This window comes from Amphritea atlantica, assembly GCA_024397875.1.
GTDB lineage: Bacteria > Pseudomonadota > Gammaproteobacteria > Pseudomonadales > Balneatricaceae > Amphritea > Amphritea atlantica_B.
On the sequence record CP073344.1, the window covers coordinates 1,044,131 to 1,062,376 of the forward strand.

At 49.7% G+C, this 18,246-nt stretch carries 15 protein-coding genes; 13 read left to right on the forward strand and 2 right to left on the reverse strand.

Annotated features, from left to right (window positions below; all coding sequences use genetic code 11):
• Nucleotides 1–98 precede the first annotated feature (98 nt).
• From edd to KDX31_04660, 9 genes are all read left to right on the forward strand, one after another.
• Nucleotides 99–1,925: a phosphogluconate dehydratase gene (gene edd, locus KDX31_04620; GenBank protein UTW04302.1), complete on the forward strand. Its 1,827-nt coding sequence runs from the start codon at nucleotides 99–101 to the stop codon at nucleotides 1,923–1,925.
• Complete coding sequence (locus tag KDX31_04625) at nucleotides 1,926–2,891, forward strand: glucokinase (protein UTW04303.1); 966 nt, start codon at nucleotides 1,926–1,928, stop codon at nucleotides 2,889–2,891.
• 186 nt (nucleotides 2,892–3,077) lie between these two features.
• Nucleotides 3,078–3,776, forward strand: coding sequence for a response regulator (locus tag KDX31_04630; GenBank protein ID UTW05300.1), 699 nt, complete (start codon nucleotides 3,078–3,080; stop codon nucleotides 3,774–3,776).
• 38 nt (nucleotides 3,777–3,814) lie between these two features.
• Nucleotides 3,815–5,218 (forward strand): HAMP domain-containing protein, encoded by a 1,404-nt coding sequence (locus tag KDX31_04635; protein UTW05301.1) that lies wholly within the window; start codon nucleotides 3,815–3,817, stop codon nucleotides 5,216–5,218.
• A 226-nt stretch (nucleotides 5,219–5,444) separates the two neighbouring features.
• A complete protein-coding gene (locus KDX31_04640; protein ID UTW04304.1) occupies nucleotides 5,445–6,704 on the forward strand; it encodes a carbohydrate ABC transporter substrate-binding protein in 1,260 nt (419 codons plus the stop codon).
• Nucleotides 6,705–6,797: 93 nt separating this feature from the next.
• Complete coding sequence (locus tag KDX31_04645) at nucleotides 6,798–7,766, forward strand: sugar ABC transporter permease (GenBank protein UTW04305.1); 969 nt, start codon at nucleotides 6,798–6,800, stop codon at nucleotides 7,764–7,766.
• The gene (locus KDX31_04650; protein UTW04306.1) at nucleotides 7,759–8,637 is read left to right on the forward strand and encodes a carbohydrate ABC transporter permease; all 879 of its coding nucleotides are present in this window, start codon (nucleotides 7,759–7,761) and stop codon (nucleotides 8,635–8,637) included. Before KDX31_04645 ends, KDX31_04650 begins: the two co-directional genes overlap by 8 nt.
• A 52-nt stretch (nucleotides 8,638–8,689) precedes the next feature.
• Complete coding sequence (gene ugpC / locus KDX31_04655; GenBank protein UTW04307.1) at nucleotides 8,690–9,805, forward strand: sn-glycerol-3-phosphate ABC transporter ATP-binding protein UgpC; 1,116 nt, start codon at nucleotides 8,690–8,692, stop codon at nucleotides 9,803–9,805.
• 112 nt (nucleotides 9,806–9,917) lie between these two features.
• Nucleotides 9,918–10,856: a helix-turn-helix domain-containing protein gene (locus KDX31_04660; GenBank protein ID UTW04308.1), complete on the forward strand. Its 939-nt coding sequence runs from the start codon at nucleotides 9,918–9,920 to the stop codon at nucleotides 10,854–10,856.
• Nucleotides 10,857–11,039: 183 nt separating this feature from the next.
• Here KDX31_04660 and pgi read toward each other — a convergent pair whose 3' ends face one another.
• Nucleotides 11,040–12,695, reverse strand: a complete 1,656-nt coding sequence (pgi, locus tag KDX31_04665) for a glucose-6-phosphate isomerase (GenBank protein UTW04309.1) — start codon at nucleotides 12,693–12,695, stop codon at nucleotides 11,040–11,042.
• Nucleotides 12,696–13,259: 564 nt separating this feature from the next.
• Here pgi and KDX31_04670 point away from each other — a divergent pair.
• Complete coding sequence (locus KDX31_04670; GenBank protein ID UTW05302.1) at nucleotides 13,260–14,192, forward strand: carbohydrate porin; 933 nt, start codon at nucleotides 13,260–13,262, stop codon at nucleotides 14,190–14,192.
• 190 nt (nucleotides 14,193–14,382) lie between these two features.
• On the opposite strand, the gene KDX31_04675 is transcribed toward KDX31_04670, so the two are convergent.
• A complete protein-coding gene (locus tag KDX31_04675) occupies nucleotides 14,383–15,453 on the reverse strand; it encodes a LacI family DNA-binding transcriptional regulator (protein UTW04310.1) in 1,071 nt (356 codons plus the stop codon).
• Between the two features lie 454 nt (nucleotides 15,454–15,907).
• On the opposite strand from KDX31_04675, the gene KDX31_04680 reads away from it, so the two are divergent.
• Genes KDX31_04680 through KDX31_04690 form a run of 3 tightly spaced genes read left to right on the forward strand, consistent with a single transcriptional unit; the run spans nucleotide 15,908 to nucleotide 18,176 of the window.
• Nucleotides 15,908–16,918: a LacI family DNA-binding transcriptional regulator gene (locus KDX31_04680; GenBank protein UTW04311.1), complete on the forward strand. Its 1,011-nt coding sequence runs from the start codon at nucleotides 15,908–15,910 to the stop codon at nucleotides 16,916–16,918.
• A gap of 39 nt (nucleotides 16,919–16,957) precedes the next feature.
• Nucleotides 16,958–17,491: an extracellular solute-binding protein gene (locus tag KDX31_04685; protein ID UTW04312.1), complete on the forward strand. Its 534-nt coding sequence runs from the start codon at nucleotides 16,958–16,960 to the stop codon at nucleotides 17,489–17,491.
• Nucleotides 17,442–18,176: an extracellular solute-binding protein gene (locus tag KDX31_04690; protein ID UTW04313.1), complete on the forward strand. Its 735-nt coding sequence runs from the start codon at nucleotides 17,442–17,444 to the stop codon at nucleotides 18,174–18,176. Before KDX31_04685 ends, KDX31_04690 begins: the two co-directional genes overlap by 50 nt.
• Nucleotides 18,177–18,246 lie beyond the last annotated feature (70 nt).

Genomic DNA, 18,246 nt, shown 5'->3' on the forward strand with positions numbered 1-18,246 from the left:
GAGATTTGAAATTTATATTAGTAAACTTACCAAAAATATAAAGTTAGACACTCATTTAATAGGTTACGGTCTAACTAAAGAATAGTTCAGGAGTCACTATGCACACCGTTGTTAAGCAAGTTACCGATCGAATCGTAAAGCGCAGCCAGGTCACCCGAGAGGCGTATTTACGGCAGATGAGAGATGCCGAAGACAAGGGTGTGCACCGGGCCCGTTTATCCTGTGGTAACCTCGCCCACGGATTTGCAGCCTGCGGTGCTGATGATAAGCAGGCGCTGAAAATGGTTAACGCGGTGAATGTCGGCATTATTTCGTCATATAACGACATGTTATCTGCCCATCAGCCCTTTGAGCAGTTTCCGGAGCTGATTCGGCAAGCGGTGCATGAGCTGGGTTCTGTGGCACAGTTTGCCGGTGGTGTGCCTGCAATGTGTGACGGTGTTACCCAGGGACAGCCGGGAATGGAACTGAGTCTGTTTAGCCGTGATGTGATTGCGATGGCGACGGCTGTTGGCCTGTCGCATAACATGTTTGATGCAGCGCTCTATCTGGGTGTGTGTGACAAGATTGTGCCCGGGCTACTCATCGGAGCGCTACGTTTTGGTCACCTGCCGACGCTGTTTGTGCCCGCCGGACCAATGCCCAGCGGCTTGCCGAATAAAGAGAAAGCGAAGATTCGTCAGCTGTATGCCGAAGGTAAGGTGGATCGGGATGCATTGTTGCAGTGTGAATCTGATTCTTATCACAGTGCCGGCACCTGTACCTTTTATGGCACCGCTAACAGCAACCAGATGGTGGTTGAGGTGATGGGTCTGCATCTGCCGGGTTCCTCCTTTGTAAACCCGGGTACTGAGATGCGCGAAGCGCTGACCCGCGAGGCGGCCAGGCAGGCTGTTCGTCTGACGGCTCAGAACGGCGAATTCACACCGTTATATAAGATTGTCGATGAACGCTCTCTGGTGAATGCCATTGTGGCGCTGTTGGCTACCGGCGGCTCAACCAACCATACCATGCACCTGATCGCCATTGCCCGTGCGGCAGGGGTTATTATTAACTGGGATGACTTCTCTGATCTGTCGGATGTGGTGCCGCTGCTGGCAAAGGTCTATCCCAACGGTGAAGCGGATATCAATCACTTCCAGGCCGCGGGTGGCGTGGGGTATCTGGTGCGTGAATTGTTGGCAGGTGGCTATCTGCATGAAGATGTGATGACCGTGGTAGGGCAGGGTTTATCCCGCTACACTCAGGAGCCTTTCCTTGAGGATGGCAAGCTGATCTGGCGTGAAGGGGTGCAACAATCTCTGGATTCTAATGTCCTCAGTACAGTGGAAAAACCATTTAGCCCGAATGGTGGTTTAAAACTGCTGCAGGGGAATCTCGGGCGTGGCGTGATTAAAGTCTCTGCGGTTTCACCTGAGCATCAAATCGTGGAAGCACCGGCGATTGTCTTTGAGGATCAGGATGAGATTGGTGCTGCATTCGAGCGGGGTGAGCTGGAGCGGGACTTTGTCGCTGTAGTGCGTTATCAGGGACCAAAATCCAACGGTATGCCTGAACTGCATAAACTCACGCCCTATTTAGGTACGCTGCAGGATCGTGGTTTTAAAGTCGCGCTGGTGACCGATGGACGCATGTCCGGTGCATCGGGTAAAGTGCCGGCCGCAATTCATGTCTGGCCGGAAGCCCGTCTCGGTGGGCCACTAGCTCAGGTGGCGGATGGCGATCTGATCCGGGTTGATGCGACGACCGGCACTCTGGAGCTGATCGCTGGCGACTCATCCTGGTTATCCCGTGGCCAGACGATGCCTGCTTCTGCGGCGAAACATCATCAGGCGATGGGGCGTGAGTTGTTTGCGCCGATGCGCGACCAGGTTAACTGCGCTGAAGAGGGCGCAACTGTTTTTAATTTTGCTGAGATACAGTAGATGTCAGAGTATGCACTCGTCGGAGATATCGGTGGCACCAATGCACGCTTTGCACTGGTGCGTCCGGGCGCGGTGGTTCTGGAATCAGTCCACACTTTACAATGTTCAGACTATAGCAATATTGATGCAGCGTGCCGGGCCTATTTTGATCAGGTCGGTATAACAGGCATTGAGCGTGCCTGTCTGGCATTTGCCTGCCCGGTTCAGGGTGAGCAGATTAAGATGACTAACAATCACTGGCACTTTACCCGAACAGATCTGGCGCAACAGCTGGGCCTGAAACAGCTGAAGCTGGTCAATGACTTTACCGCAATGGCGCTGGGGATGCTTCACATAGGTGAAGATGAGAAAATTCAGGTGGGTTCTGGTCACTCTCTTGAGGGCGCAGCACGGCTGGTGATCGGTCCGGGAACCGGGCTGGGTGTATCCGGATTAGTCAAAGCCAATGATGACTGGATTCCCTTATCAACGGAGGGGGGGCATATCAGTTTTGCCCCTGCTGACGAAGTTGAAATCGATCTTTGGCGTGCGCTGGTAGCCCGCTTTGGCCGGGTCTCGGTTGAGCGGATACTGTGCGGTCAGGGATTGTTGAACCTGTATCAGATTTTATCCGCACAACAGGGCAGCGAAGTCCGCTGTCAATCTCCGGCGGAGGTGAGTGTGGCCGCCGTGGAGGGGGATGACCCTGTTGCTGTAGAGTCTTTACAGCGGTTCTGTCGTATTCTCGGTAATGTCGCCGGTGATAACGTATTAACGCTGGGCGCCCGGGGGGGCGTTTACCTCTGTGGAGGAATTTTGCCAAAGGTGGCGGAGTTTTTTCTTCAGAGTGGATTTCGGCGTGCGTTTGAAGACAAGGGGCGCTTCGTTGATTACATGCAGAATGTTCCGGTCTGGCTCTGTACCGCAGAAAATCCTGGGTTGTTAGGCGCAGCCGCAGCACTGGAAAATAGAGAGGTGTCTGGCTGAGTTGTGTTACTTTTACTACAATCCGCAAGGGTCTCTGCTGATAAGGAGATAATCGCTGACCAGGGGTTTCAAATTCGTCTGATTCAGTTTGTTGGCAAGCGCGATCAAAACCGAAATTAGCAAGACCGGGGTCAGGCTTTAATTCATTGAAGGAAACGTATCGTGTCGAGTGAGCACTCTAAGCGCATTTTGATTGTTGATGATGATAATGAGATTCGTGAATTACTTGGCTCCTACCTCGGTCAGAATGGATATGAAACGGTAACCCTTGAAAGTGGCGAACACCTGATTGAACAGCTGCAGACAGTCCCCGTTGATCTGATCATTCTGGATCTGATGATGCCCGGCGAAGACGGGTTCAGCCTTTGCCGCCGGGTACGTATTGATTCTGACGTGCCTATTATTATGCTGACCGCGTCTGCTGAGGAGACTGATCGTATCGTCGGCTTAGAGTTAGGTGCCGATGATTATGTTGCCAAACCTTTTAATCCAAGAGAGTTGCTGGCGAGGATCAAGGCTGTTTTACGCCGCAGTTGTTCGCCTCATAATGTTGCGGCTAAGGGGCGTTTTCTGTGTTTTGCCGAGTGGCGGTTAGATACGGTTAACCGTGATCTGATTGATGCTTCCGGTAAAGTAATTCCTTTGAGTGGGGCAGACTATAGCCTTCTGTTACTTTTCCTGGAAAACCCGAATAAAGTTCTGAATCGCGACGACCTGCTCGGCGCTACCCGGGGGCGGGAATCCAGTCCATACGACCGCAGTATTGATGTGCAGCTAAGCCGGCTGCGCCAGCGTCTCGGGGAAGATGCTAAAGATCCCCATATTATTAAGACTGTCAGGGGTTCGGGCTACGTGTTATCCGTTGAAGTTGAGCGTGAGAGGTGAGGCGCTGGTTCTGGTTTCCCCGGTCACTGCTGGGTCGTATGCTGACGGTGATGTTGTTTGGTGTGTTACTGGCCCAGGTGATGAGCAACCTGGTCTGGGTGCAGGAGATTAATCGGGAAAATGAGAAGATGGCCAGCAGCATGGCCGTGGATCTGGCCGAAAGTGTCTCCTCTACCGTTACCTTTTTTAAGGCGCTGCCCAGTGAGTATCGGCATATAGTACTGTCCCAGTTACGGGATATGGGCGGGACCCGCTTTTTTGTATCACTGAATAAAGAGCTGATTAATATCGAAGATATTGAGGACTCTAAACTCAAGGGCATCGTGATTGAGAATTTTATTCAGGGGTTACGCAAGAAGCTGGGTAATCAGGCTGAGATTATCGTTAGTTTTTCCCGCCCCGAGACACTGCATGTGTTTAATAACCAAACGCTGCTGTTGGATCTGCCGCCACGCTGGTCACAGCAAAGCCTGATCTATGATCCGCAATCACCGCCCATTTTAGTGGCTCAGATTAACATGGAGGAGGGCGAGTGGTTATATCTGGCGGCGTTGCTGCCCAAGCCTGATTTGCTAACCAAGACCGATTATCTCCCCGCAGACCGGCTCTACTTTCTGGGATTATTATTAGTAATTCTGCTGCTGTTAGGCGGGATGATTGTCCGCTGGCTCACCCGTCCTCTGGATAAGCTGGTGCGAGCGGCTGAACAGTTGGGGCGGGAGATTGATGTGCCGCCGCTGAAGGAGCAGGGGCCGCTGGAAATTCAGGCAACCGCTCAGGCCTTTAATCGCATGCAGGAACGTATCACCCGCTTTATTGATGATCGACAGCGACTATTTTCGGCTATCTCTCATGATCTGAAAACGCCGATTACCCGGTTACGATTACGGGCAGAGATGCTCGATAAAGAGGAGGATCGGGAGACATTTGGCCGTAACCTGGAAGAGCTGGACCGGATGGTGTCTGGCGCTCTGGAGTGTGCCCGGGGAACCGATATTCATGAGGAGGTACGGCCGATTGATATTATGGCCTTGCTTGGTGCTTTGCAGGATGATGCGGCGGTGCTGGGCCGAAATGTCACAGTGGTTGGTGACGTTGGGCCGGTCTTCTGGGGGCGTCCTATTGCACTTAAACGTTGTCTTGGTAATCTGATTGATAATGCTATTTTCTATGGTCAGCAGGCGGAAATTTTTGCAGAAAACAGTCCGGACTTACTGACTATTCGTATTTGCGACCGGGGTGCCGGGATTCCGGAAGAGATGATTGATCAGGTTTTTGAACCCTACTTCCGTGGTGAATCATCACGCAATCGTTATACCGGAGGAACGGGGCTGGGGCTTGGGATTGCACGAAATATTGTCCATGCACACGGGGGCGAGTTAGCGCTGCATAACCGTGAGGGAGGGGGGCTGGAAGTGGTGATCCGGCTACCGCGGCATTAAGAGGACCTGTTTGCTCACAGGCTTTTAAAATGGCTGTTTTTGCTCATTGTATTCGCATCGGAAGCGGGCCATCCAAGGGTGAGTCATCGTTTGTAACACTTTGTTACACTTCCTTTCCTGCTGTAACCCTAACCTTTCAGATGCCGTGTTTTAATGCATTGACTTGTCATCGAATGTGACAGGAAAAACCTCAAAGCCTAATAAAAACAAACAAAGGTAAAGGTCAATGAGTCTTAAACGTGCAAAAAAAACGGTATTAGCGGCTGCGTTATCCGGTCTGGTTTCCATTGCTGCTCAGGCGGGTAATGTCGAGGTCCTTCACTACTGGACCTCCGGCGGTGAAGCAAAATCTGCGGCTGTACTGAAGCAGTTGCTCGAAGCTGAAGGTCATCAGTGGAAAGATTTTGCTGTGGCCGGTGGTGGCGGTGAAAGTGCCATGACTGTTCTTAAGTCCCGGGCTGTTTCGGGCAATCCTCCAAGTGCTGCACAAATTAAAGGTTTAGATATCCAGGAGTGGGCTGAACTCGATTTTCTGACGCCGCTGGACGGGGTTGCAGAAAAAGCGGGTTGGGATCAGCTACTACCGGGTGTTGTCAGCGATGTGATGAAGTACGAAGGCCATTATGTGGCGGTACCTGTGAACGTTCACCGGGTTAACTGGCTCTGGGCAAATCCGGAGGTCTTCAAAAAATCAGGGGCAGATGTTCCCTCGACCTGGGATGAGTTTTTCACCGCAGCCGATAAGATTAAGGCGGCTGGCTTTGTCCCTTTAGCCCATGGTGGTCAGGCCTGGCAGGATGCGACGCTGTTTGAAGCGGTTGCACTGGGGCTTGGTGGTGCAGATTTCTATCGAAAAGCCTTTGTCGAACATGATCAAAGCGTTCTGACAAGCGCTAAGATGACTGAAGTTCTGGCAACCTTTAAACGCTTAAGTAATTATATCGACGCTGATGCCGCCGGACGGGACTGGAATATAGCCACATCCATGGTGATCAATGGTAAGGCTGCCATGCAGGTGATGGGTGACTGGGCTAAGGGAGAGTTTACCGCCGCCGGCAAGCAACCTGGTAAAGACTATCTTTGTGTGGCTGCACCGGATACGCAGAATGGCTTCACCTTTAATATCGATAGCTTTGCGATGTTTGACCTTAAAGACACCGGTGATAAGCTGGCTCAGGCCGATCTGGCGCGTTTGATTATGGAGCCTGAATTTCAGGAAACCTTTAACCTCAACAAAGGTTCGATTCCGGCCCGGCTGGGGATGCCAAGAGATAAATTCGATAGCTGTGCCCATACATCTATGGATGACTTTATCGCCACAGCTAAGACGGGTGGTCTGGTGCCTAGTATGGCTCATGGTATGTCTACCACCTCTGCGGTGCAGGGCGCCATCTACGATGTCGTCACGAACTACTTCAACAGCGATTCGCTGACGCCTGAACAGGCAACCGAAAAGCTGGCCCGGGCAATTAAAGCCGCTATCTAAACTTTTCACTTCTGCTTGACTGCTCCTTAAGGAGCGATTCCGGGGTATCACTGAGGTGATACCCCTCTCCAAGCTCGTTTGAGGATTACCTCTATGAAGACGAATGCAACTTCCGATGCTGTCGGAACCCTGTCCACCAGGGGAGTATTGGCAGATTCACCCGCACAGGGTTCAGGTTCTTTTAATTTGTCAGATCTGCTTCAGCGCTGGCTGCCGAAACTGGTGTTGGCGCCAACGGTGATGATGACGCTGCTGTTCATATACGGCTATGTCATCTGGACCGGAGTTCTCTCCCTGACCAAGTCCCGTTTTTTACCCAATTATAATTTTGTCGGTTTTGCCCAGTACGAGAAGCTGCTGGATAACGACCGCTGGTCCGTGGCCTCGCTGAATATTCTGATATTCGGCGGGCTGTTTATCCTTATCTGTCTCTTTATCGGCGTCGTTATGGCGATTCTGCTGGATCAGAAGATTCGGGCAGAGGGTTCAATCCGCACGGTATTCCTATACCCGATGGCGCTTTCTTTTATCGTGACCGGTACCGCCTGGAAATGGATTCTGAATCCGGGCCTTGGGCTGGAAAAACTGGTGCATGACTTTGGCTATGAGAGCTTTCAGTTTGACTGGCTGGTTGATCCCGATATGGCAATCTATACCCTGGTGATCGCTGCTGTGTGGCAGTCATCCGGGTTTGTGATGGCGCTGTTTCTCGCGGGTCTGAGAGGCGTTGATAGCTCAATCGTCAAAGCGGCGCAGCTGGATGGTGCCAGCATGCCGATGATCTATCGCCGCATTATTCTGCCGCATCTGCGGCCGGTATTTTTCAGTGCCTTCATTATCCTTTCCCATATTGCGATCAAGAGCTTTGATCTGGTGATGGCGCTGACCGGTGGTGGTCCCGGTTATGCTACCGATCTGCCGGCGACTTTTATGTATGTCACGACCTTCAGTCGGGGACAGATCGGCCTGGGCTCCGCGAGTGCCATGATGATGCTCGGTGTGGTTCTGGCGATTCTGGTCCCGTACCTCTATTCCGAATTGCGAGGTAAAAACAATGCCTGACTCTATTCATGCCAATGCCCGTAGTGTCAGGGTAAGCCGTATTGCGTTGTATGTAGTCCTGCTGTTGGCGGTGCTGTTCTATCTGCTGCCGCTGATTGTGATGCTGTTAACCTCAGTTAAAAGTATGGTGGATATCCGTGCCGGAAACCTGATCTCCTGGCCTGAGGAGTTCTTGTTGGATGCCTGGGTTAAAGCCTGGTCTTCTGCCTGTACCGGCGTGAGTTGTGAGGGGGTGGGTTCCTTCTTCTGGAACTCATTTCAGATCACCCTTCCGGCGGTGCTGATCTCAACCTTTCTTGGCGCCTTGAATGGCTATGTGCTAACAAAGTGGAAGTTTCGCGGCAGTGATATCTTCTTTGGACTGATGCTGTTTGGCTGCTTTATCCCGTTTCAGGTGGTTATTCTGCCGATGGCGCAAACCCTGGGATGGCTGGGACTGGCGAATACGACAACAGGACTGGTGTTTGTTCACATCGTCTACGGTATGGCCTTTACCACGTTGTTCTTTCGTAACTTCTATGTCTCGGTGCCCGGTGAACTGGTGAGTGCAGCGAAGATCGATGGCGCCGGTTTCTTTACCATCTTCTGGCGCATTATTTTGCCGCTATCAACCCCCATTTTTGTCGTCTGCATTATCTGGCAGTTTACTCAGGTGTGGAATGACTTCCTCTTTGGTGTGGTGTTTTCCGGCGGGGATACTCAGCCTATCACCGTTGCACTGAACAACCTGGTTAACAGTTCAACCGGGGTTAAGGAGTACAACGTTGATATGGCTGCGGCCATGATTGCCGCGCTGCCAACACTGGTGGTGTATGTCCTGGCAGGTAAGTATTTCGTTCGCGGTCTGACAGCGGGTGCAGTTAAAGGCTAATGCCGTTTAAAGGTTTAAACGCGCGCTAAAAAATAATAACAGGTACAACATTATGGCTACGTTAGAGATTTCAAGTGTTAAGAAAAACTACGGTAAGGTTGAGGTGCTTAAGGGCATTGATCTGAGTATCAATGACGGTGAGTTTTTGATTCTGGTGGGGCCGTCCGGTTGTGGTAAATCGACCCTGATGAATAGCATTGCCGGGCTTGAGGATGTCAGCTCCGGTGATATTCATATCGGTGGCACCAATGTAACCGGATTAGCGCCAAAAGATCGTGATATAGCCATGGTGTTTCAATCCTATGCGCTCTACCCGAGTATGACGGTGCGGGGAAATATCTCATTTGCGCTGGAGATTCGGAAAGTGCCAAAGAGTGAGCGGGAGGCAGAAGTTGAACGGGTCGCGGATCTGTTACAGATCAGCCACCTGCTGGATCGTAAACCCTCTGAGCTTTCCGGTGGTCAGCGTCAACGGGTTGCGATGGGCCGGGCGCTGGCACGTCATCCAAAGATCTATCTGTTTGATGAGCCGCTATCCAACCTGGACGCCAAGCTGCGGGTAGAGATGCGTACCGAAATTAAGAAACTGCACCAGCGTCTGAAAACCACTATTGTCTATGTGACCCATGATCAGATTGAGGCGATGACACTGGCGGATCGTATCGCGGTAATGAAGGACGGTGAGGTGCAGCAGTTTGGCACACCGCAGCAGATCTACGATGATCCGGCGAATATGTTCGTTGCAGGTTTTATGGGTTCACCGGCAATGAACTTCCTCACCTGTACGCTGGAATGTATTGACGATGGTTATGGTCTGAGTGTGACTACCTCAGATGATGAGCGGTATTTTTTACCTCTGGATCATGGTGATAGCTCATTGCAGCCATGGGTGGGTAAGGAGGTTGTCCTGGGGATTCGCCCTGAGCAGATCACTCATGTGATACCGCATAAACAGGAGCAGAGCAGTGTTGCCCGCTTTACGGCAAAGGTGGCCGTAGCGGAACCCACCGGTCCCGATACGCTGGTTTTGATTAATCTGAATGGCCAGGAGGTCGATTGTCGGGTTCATCCGATGGAGGAGAAGCCCGCGGGTAGTGATATGGAGTTTATGGTGGATATGTCTAAAGCAGTGCTGTTTGATCCGAAGACAGAGAAGCGTTTGCTTTAAATCAGCTAGCTGCAGTAAGACATGTTCTGTTTTTGCCATAAATGACCGTGAAATCTATGGAGAACCAGCATAAGACAGGCTGGTTTTCCCTGCCTATTGGGATGAACGACTTATGAACAGGAATAAAGTGCGTATTCAGCCAGAATTTAAGCCCTTGGATTCTCTGGGAGGAACGTCGATACGATATTTTGAACAGGATCAGTCAACAAGCCAGAATAGCTGTCTTCACTATCATGAAGACTATGAGTTGCATCTGACGACGCGTGGCGAAGGGAAGGTCTTTGTGGGTGACTACATTGGTCATTTAGCACCTCAGAGCCTGATACTGATTGGTCCGAATCTGCCGCATTGCTGGGTAAACCAGTCAGGAGGCAATGGCGGGCAGGGCTGTACCGAGAGGGTGATTAACTTCTCTCAGGATCTTGTTCTGGCCCATACGAAGGGGGTGCCAGAAATGCAGGCGTTGACCCCTTTTTGGGAGAGAGCGCAATATGGTATTGAGTTTCTTGATGTTGACGCGATTGCTAAGATTAAAGAGATTTTTGATGATATTGCAGCATTAACCGGATTTCGCCGGGTACTGCGATTCTGGTTCCTGATTGATCTGCTAGCGACAGTGACCGAATACCGGGTACTGTCGGATGCCTCCTATTTGTCCTGTAAGGATGAAACAAAATCAGCACGATTGGACCGGGCGGTATCCTACATTATTGAAAATTATAATACCGGGATTACGCTGGAACAGGTTGCCGCACATATTGAGATGAGTATCGGACACTTCTCCCGGTTATTTAAGCGGGAGACAGGCTGTCGGTATATTGATTTTGTTAATGGCATTAAAATCAATAAGGCTTGTGAGCAGCTGACGCACAGTGACCGGTCAATTACGGAGATATGTTTCGATGTAGGTTTTAATAATATTGCCAACTTCAATCGGCGCTTTTACGATGTGAAAAAAATGACACCCTCTGAATATCGCAGGGTCGCCTTTAAATCTTTATACGGTCATAAGTCTTTCACCGGTGCTAGCTGCCTTATAGCCAGTCAGTAACTCCCGGGAGTGCTACTACCGGGAGGGGATCTCTGACTGGAAAGGTTTGGCCCTGAGATGCTGGTTTTGATTAGTCTGAATGGCTATTTACTGGATAGCCGGATATAGAGAAAGCCGCACAGCAGAGGGAGGAGGGGCTATACAGGCCCGCCCCAGCTATGCGGTTTTAAAGGCCGTAAGGCGCTATTTTTTAACAACGGCCGCACTTTTGGCATCCTGATCTGGCCTCTTTTGAGCGGGTTTTGGTGGCTGTTTAGTCCTCATTTTACTGCGTACGATATTCATCAGGCCCTGAGTCGACGGGTCATATTCAGAACTCTTTAGCTCAATATTACGGCTGATCTCAGTCGCCAGACGCTTGCCCAGTTGCACGCCCCACTGATCGAACGAGTTGATGTTCCAGATCGCCCCCTGAACAAACACTTTATGCTCATACAGGGCGATCAGAGCGCCCAGGTTGTGTGGCGTTAACCGATCCAGAAGCAGGGTGTTGCTGGGACGATTGCCCGGGCAGGTCTGATAGTCCAGAATCCCTTCCTGCTGATCACCGTTCATAAACGCGTTGGCCTGGGCGAGCATATTGGTGAGCAAGGCAAAGTGGTGCTCTTCGGTTTCCTCATCGGGCTCAAGGGAGGCGATAAAATCGATCGGAACGAAACGTGTACCCTGGTGAAGCAGCTGGAAAAAGGCGTGCTGCCCATTGGAGCCGGTCTGGCCCCAGATGATAGGGCCGGTTGCAAAGTCTACCGGGTGACCTTCCATATCAACCGATTTGCCATTACTTTCCATGTCCAGCTGTTGCAGAAATGCCGGCAGTTGATGGAGCGCCTGATCGTAAGGGATGATGGCCTGGGTTTCGGCCCCCAGGAAATTAATATTCCAGATGCCAATCAGGGCCATCAATACCGGCATATTCTTGCTCAGTGGTGCATCGACAAAGTGGCGATCCATTTCGTAGGCGCCTTCCAGCAGCTCGATAAAACGGTCGTAACCGATGGAGAGGGCGATTGCCAGACCGATACTCGACCAGAGAGAGTAACGTCCACCCACCCAGGCCCAGAATTCGAAGATGTTTTCCCGGCGGATACCAAACTCCATCGCTGCCGCCTGATTGGTCGACAGGGCAACAAAGTGCTGGCCAATGTCAGACTGACCGGTGTTGTCAATAAACCAGCGTCGTGCCGTGCTGGCATTCAGCAGTGTTTCCTGGGTTGAAAACGTCTTGGTTGAAACGATAAACAGGGTGGTTTCGGGATCAAGACTGGCCAGTACTTTCTTTATATGCTGCCCATCGACGTTGGATATAAAGTGAAAACTCAGCTCGGGATGCTTGTAGTTTAGCAGCGCACGGCACACCATATTGGGACCCAGATCGGAACCACCAATACCGATGTTGACGATACTGCGGATCCGTTTGCCGCTGAAACCTTTCCACTCACCGCTTCTGACCTTGTCGCTGAACGCTTCCAGTTTTTTCAGACTGGCGCGAATGGAAGGCATGACATCCTCACCATTAACGACCACCGGCTCTTCACCCCGGTTGCGCAGTGCGGTATGCAATACCGGCCGTTTCTCCGTTACGTTGATAATATCTCCGGAAAACATCTGTGCACGGCGCTGATGAAGGGGGGAGTGATCTGCAAGCGTGATTAATGTTTTAAGTGCCTCATCACTGATTTTGTTTTTTGAATAATCCAGAAATATTCCCCCCAGTTGGAGGCTCATTTTATTAAAACGTTCAGGGTCGTTTTTAAAATAATCTGAAATTTTGTCGTTGCTGTTTTTTTCAGCCAGTTTGACGAGTTTTTTCCAGGTAACTGAAGAGCTGAGCTGATACATAAATATGTCTCTTTTTTATTGTTGGCATCAATTAAAGGTGCCGCTGACTGTGACTTTTCATGACGTCATCGCTGTAATGCCTGATAGCAGGTAGGTCCACTGTAGCATGGAAAGAGCTGCTGCCAGATCATCATAAGATAGTAATAAAACATATAAATATAAAATTTATTATGAATATACCATTAATTATTAGTAATAAAAACAAAATTATTGCGTGTGCGATCTGTCTGAGCATGGGCTGTGAACGATGTCAGATTCTGCATTTTTTGGCTTGCTCAGGTTTTATTGATGATGATGGGTTTTATGGGGTTTTGGTTTGTTTACTAAATTATTGCGCATTTTAGTAAGCGTTTAGATGGTTTTAGATATTTAAGATACTGCGTTTAGATGGTTTTTATTGCGGCTGTTACTCGTTTTTATAATATCTATCGAAGGATTTATTGATCCTGAAGAATTTACCTTCCTGTGATAATCGGAAGTTAATACTTTATTTCCGGTTACATATATAAAAAAAAGACGGAGAAGTATGAAGTGAATTACAATAAGAAAAAGTTTGTAAAGTCGATGCTTGGAGCGGCAATTCTGGTGGCTTTGTCCAGTCAGTCCATGGCCGGTACCGATTTCAATGCTAACCTCGAATTAGATACTGATGCTACGGATACTGCAGCAGAGACTACTTATGATCAGAATGGCCGGGTCGAGGTCAACGTTCTTTCCCGTCGTGAAAAAGGTGAATATTTCGTTCAGGCAAAGGGGACTGTGCTACTCACCGTTGATGGCTCAACAGCTGTTGATGATGCATATGTTCAGTTCGGATCAAACACCTGGGATCTGCAGGCCGGGCGTTTTGAGGCTGTAAATCTGTTCCCAAAAGCGAAGGATACTCTGATTGTTCATGCGGGCGGTGTGAGCGTCTATGAAGCCAATATGGTGCGTGGTCGTATCGGTGATGGCGGTGGTCAGTTCGCATTGCACTACAATGCAAACGACAATGTTAAATTTGAACTGGCAACCATTTTTGGTGATGAGAATGCTTCGGGCGATGACACTACCGCTGTTTCCGGTGTACGCCCTGCCATCACCTGGAGTACTGATGGATTCAGCCTGTTTGCGGGTTACGAGAAAGTTAAATATGATCTGACCGCAGGTGGTACTCAAGATAAAAGTGGTTTCGGTATCGGTACTAACTTTGATCTGGGCGCGGCTAACATCAACATCGCAGCTGCCCGCTCAAAAGATGAGAATACTGACGAGAAAGTCACCTCTTACATTGCGAACATGGTTTACGGTAACTTTGGTGCTGGTGTAATTCGTTCAGATGTTGATCAGGGTAGCAGTGCTGATCCTAAGGTCACCACCACTTATCTGGCGTACACCGTTCCGCTGCTTGATATCGAAGGAGCTTCCGTTACGTTCGCAGGTTCTTTCTCTTCAGCTGATAATGTCGCTGATGATGAAGCGACGGCACTGCGTATACGCTTAAACTATACGTTTTAATAGCTGACGTTTTGCCCCGGGCGAGCTGTTGCAATGGAACCCCTTCCTATTACAACCTCGCAGGGGCTGATTCACCTGGGAAGTTTATGGGCTGGCGGCTGCAAGCAGGGTTAACTCATAAGCTTCTGTGCCATTTGCCGACAGAGATCCGTGATTTCTGTCGGCTTTTTTATACCGGTTTATACCGACATCAGGGTAGGGGGCAGCTTTCGCGGATGAGGAGTTCTGTTGCCAGTATTGTTTCGTGAGGGGTGTCAGGTTTGGTAAACAGGCTTGCAGCAATCTCGCCTTTGGCAAAGTTGTCCTGCTTAACCGTTGTCAGTGATGGCGAACTGGTAAGCGACTCGGGGACACCATCGAAACCTATTATTTTAAGTTCTTGTGGGATTCTGATTCCCATTCTGGTTGCCTCTTTAATGGCGGTCAGTGCATAGGTGTCGGTCATGCAAAAAAGAGCATCAGGCCGGGGGGTGCATTGCAGTGCTTCACGCACGGCGAGCAGGGCTGAGGCTTCAGTGTTATCCGGGATATGCCAGATTCGCTCATTGGGCAAAATCATATTGTGTTCACTCAGCGCTTTACGGTATCCCTGCAGGCGCAGCGCAGCGACAGAAATGGTGTTGCTGAACAGATCGTTATCGTTGTAGACCCGGCACACATGTTTAGAGTCAATGATGCGTAATCCCAGTATGGCTGGGTATTCTGGATGATGTTGCAGTGCCAGATTTGCGCTATTGAATGCGCCTCCGAAATTGTCACTGGCTACACTGCTGTGATTCCCCATAGCGCAGTCGACGGCAATGAGTTTTTTACTTTGCAGCGTGAGCTGATCAAAAATTGCTTCCTCTTCAATGTGTCCGTAGACAATAAAACCATCGACGGATGACTGTAGCCGGCGCACCTGGTTAGTGCTGGATAGCTCCCGGGAGTGGATCAGTAGCATGCTCAGATGCTGGCTTTCTAACTCGGTGGTGACGCCATTGAGGAATTGATTGGCAACACTGTCGTTCAGGTTATAGCTGAGGCAGTCTGGCAGCACTATGCCGATAACACCCTGGTTACCGTTGGTATCTGCTTTACGGGGAGAGCCTGAACTGCGATAACCCAGTTGCTGGCACTCAGACAGGATGCGTTCGCGCAGCTCCGGTGAGAGTTGATCCGGGTGATTGAACGCATTCGAAATGGTCGCTGTAGAGACGCCTATATGCGTAGCGGCATCCCGGATTGTCGGGCGGGGCGCTTTTTTGCTGTCAGCGATCATAGCCTGAGTCTCCAAAGTGAAGAGCGGGCAGAGGTTCTTTCTTTAATGCTTCATGGGTGAAACATTTTAAACAAGCAGTCATTTTCATAATATATGCATTTTTATTGTTATATGTTTTAAGAGGTGGATCGACATGACTAATCTGATATCAGGCCATTCCGACCTGCTGTAGCGGGTCTCTCTACAATAAATTATGATTTTTTAACTTACTGTTTAATAATATATTTTTTGTCTTTATTTAAAACTACAGGATTTCATATCAGGTTCAATTGAGTGCCTGAACAACCACCGTAGCGTTAAAATAACACTTCCTGTCAGCATTTACAGTTTAGTTCTGTTTTGTTTCGTAGTTTAAAAAATCTAATCATTGAGGTGAATAATACTCAAACAACATTGACAACTCAATGGCTCCGATCTAATATTTGACAACGTTGTCATAAGTGGTCGTAGATTGATGGTATCCATTAAGCAGGTGGCGAAGCAGGCCGGAGTTTCCTTTAAAACCGTTTCCAGGGTGGTTAATAACGACCCTAATGTGCGTGAAGAAACCCGTGCCCGTGTACAGGAAGCGATTACTGCTTTGAACTACAGACCTAACCGGGCCGCTCGCATGATGCGTAATCAGCAGTCGGGTGTTATCGGTTTTATCTCGGATGAAGTGGTAACTCAGCCCTATGCCGGAGACCTTTTGATCGGGGCGCAGGAGGTTGCGAGTCGGCATGATAAGGTTTTAATGGTGGTTAACATTGAAAACGATCGTATTGGCAGGCAGCGAGCAATTGATATGTTGCTGGAACGCCGGGTAGAAGGACTGGTCTATGCGAGCTACTACCATAAAGAAGTGCAGGTACCGCAAGAGATGTTACAGGTGCCTTCAGTGCTGGTGAACTGCTACGCAGAAAACGAAACACTCACAACTTTTATTCCTGACGAAGTTCAGGCTGGCTATGATGCTACGCGGTTGCTGATTGAGCAGGGCCATAAACGAATTGGTCATATTACTCTTAATCCGGATATTGTCGCTGCGGTAAAACGACTGGAGGGTTACCGGAAGGCGCTCGCTGAGGCGGATATTGCGTATGATCCGCAGTTGATTGTTCAGGGTGAGCCACGCTTTGACGAAGCAGCGGATTGTATTAATGTTGAAAAAGCGGTTGCAGAGCTATTGAGGCTGAACAATCAACCAACGGCCTTTGTATGTGGAAAAGATGAATTTGCAATGCAGGCCTACTTTGAGTTTGCTAAGCGTGGATTGCAGGTCGGCAGAGAGATAGCGATCACCAGTTTTGATAATCAGCGTATGATCGCGCCAGGTTTGTCTCCCGGGCTGACTACCATGGCATTGCCACATTTTGAGATGGGGCAGGCTGCGATGAATAGTATTTTCAATCAGGGGGGCGATATTGTTACCCGGTTGATCCCGTTTTCAGTCATTGAACGGCAGTCTCATTTACTGAAAAATTAGTGCTTAAAATCAAGAAAAAATAACAATAAGGGTCTAAACATGAAAAGAATGAACATCTCTCTTTTGTCTTGCGCGGTAATGACAACGTTGACATTCAGTGTTGGCAGCGTCATGGCTGCGACGTCTGAGATTAAACTGTGGCGTCATGAGACGAGTAATATTAAGGAGATCGAAGTCAACAAAGCGACTATGGATCGTTTTAATCAGTCACAAACTAAATGGCACATTACTGCAGAGATGATCCCCGAGGGTTCATATACCCAGACTGTAACTGCCGCTGCACTGGCTGGAGATCTGCCCTGTATTCTGGATATGGATCAGCCGGTTGTACCTAACTTTGCGTGGTCAGGTTATCTGCGTCCCCTTGAGGGCCTGCTTTCCCAGGAAGCGCTTGATGGCCTGATTGGCAGTGCGAAAGGAACATACAAAGGCAAAGTCTATTCTGTCGGTCAGTTCGATGTCGCGCTGGCGCTGTTTACCCGTAAATCGATTCTTGAGAAATATAACCTGCGTCAGGCGACCTATGTGCAGCCGTGGACTAAGGCTGAGCTGCTGTACCGGCTGGACCGGTGAGTGGTACTCCTATGGTTATGCACCGATGCTGCAGAGTTTCGGTGCTGATCAGATTGATCGTGACAACTACGTAACATCTGAGGGTGTGCTAAACGGTAAAGCAGGTCTGGCCTGGGGAACCTTCTTCCAAAGCCTGTTTGACAATGAGTATGTCGATCGTAACCCAAGCGATGACAAAGCTTTTGTTCAGGGGCGCGCTGCACTGGACTACGTCGGTAGCTGGGAGATGGCAAATCACTCTAAGCGCTGGGGCGATGACCTGGTTGTGATGCCGGTACCTGATTTTGGCGGCGGTCCGGTTATCGGTGGTGGTTCCTGGCAGTGGGGAATCGCAAAGTCATGTGCAAACCCGGAAGGTGCAGCGGCATTCGTTGATTTTATGCTGCAGCCTGAAGAGATTGCTGCAATGTCAGTGGCAACGGGCCTGATTCCTTCATCTCCGGAAGCCGCAGAGCTGACTGACCATTATCAGGCTAGTGGAGACTGGCGTTATTTTTACGATTTTTCAGCTGCTTTTGCTGAATTGCGTCCGGCTACACCTGCCTATCCAATTATTTCCAGCACCTTTGAAACAATGGCTCGAAATATAAAAGATGGAGCTAATGTACAGGATGCCCTGGATGATGCAGTCGATACTATCGAGCGCAACATCTCTGATAATAAAGGTTACGGTTTTACTCAATAAGCCGGCCTGTCGGGACTGTTATTGTGCTCTGTAAAGGGGGCAGTAACAGTCTGATAGTGAAGCAGCGAGA

Bases quoted from the DNA above. Each gene is read 5' to 3' on its own strand.
- KDX31_04625 (UTW04303.1), top strand. From the start codon at position 1,926: ATGTCAGAGTATGCACTCGTCGGAGATATCGGTGGCACCAATGCACGC.
- KDX31_04635 (UTW05301.1), top strand. From the start codon at position 3,815: ATGCTGACGGTGATGTTGTTTGGTGTGTTACTGGCCCAGGTGATGAGC.
- KDX31_04675 (UTW04310.1), bottom strand. From the start codon at position 15,453: ATGATCGCTGACAGCAAAAAAGCGCCCCGCCCGACAATCCGGGATGCC.
- KDX31_04645 (UTW04305.1), top strand. From the start codon at position 6,798: ATGAAGACGAATGCAACTTCCGATGCTGTCGGAACCCTGTCCACCAGG.
- KDX31_04650 (UTW04306.1), top strand. From the start codon at position 7,759: ATGCCTGACTCTATTCATGCCAATGCCCGTAGTGTCAGGGTAAGCCGT.
- KDX31_04680 (UTW04311.1), top strand. From the start codon at position 15,908: ATGGTATCCATTAAGCAGGTGGCGAAGCAGGCCGGAGTTTCCTTTAAA.
- KDX31_04690 (UTW04313.1), top strand. From the start codon at position 17,442: ATGTGCAGCCGTGGACTAAGGCTGAGCTGCTGTACCGGCTGGACCGGT.
- KDX31_04660 (UTW04308.1), top strand. From the start codon at position 9,918: ATGAACAGGAATAAAGTGCGTATTCAGCCAGAATTTAAGCCCTTGGAT.
- KDX31_04640 (UTW04304.1), top strand. From the start codon at position 5,445: ATGAGTCTTAAACGTGCAAAAAAAACGGTATTAGCGGCTGCGTTATCC.
- pgi (UTW04309.1), bottom strand. From the start codon at position 12,695: ATGTATCAGCTCAGCTCTTCAGTTACCTGGAAAAAACTCGTCAAACTG.
- KDX31_04670 (UTW05302.1), top strand. From the start codon at position 13,260: ATGCTTGGAGCGGCAATTCTGGTGGCTTTGTCCAGTCAGTCCATGGCC.
- edd (UTW04302.1), top strand. From the start codon at position 99: ATGCACACCGTTGTTAAGCAAGTTACCGATCGAATCGTAAAGCGCAGC.
- ugpC (UTW04307.1), top strand. From the start codon at position 8,690: ATGGCTACGTTAGAGATTTCAAGTGTTAAGAAAAACTACGGTAAGGTT.
- KDX31_04685 (UTW04312.1), top strand. From the start codon at position 16,958: ATGAAAAGAATGAACATCTCTCTTTTGTCTTGCGCGGTAATGACAACG.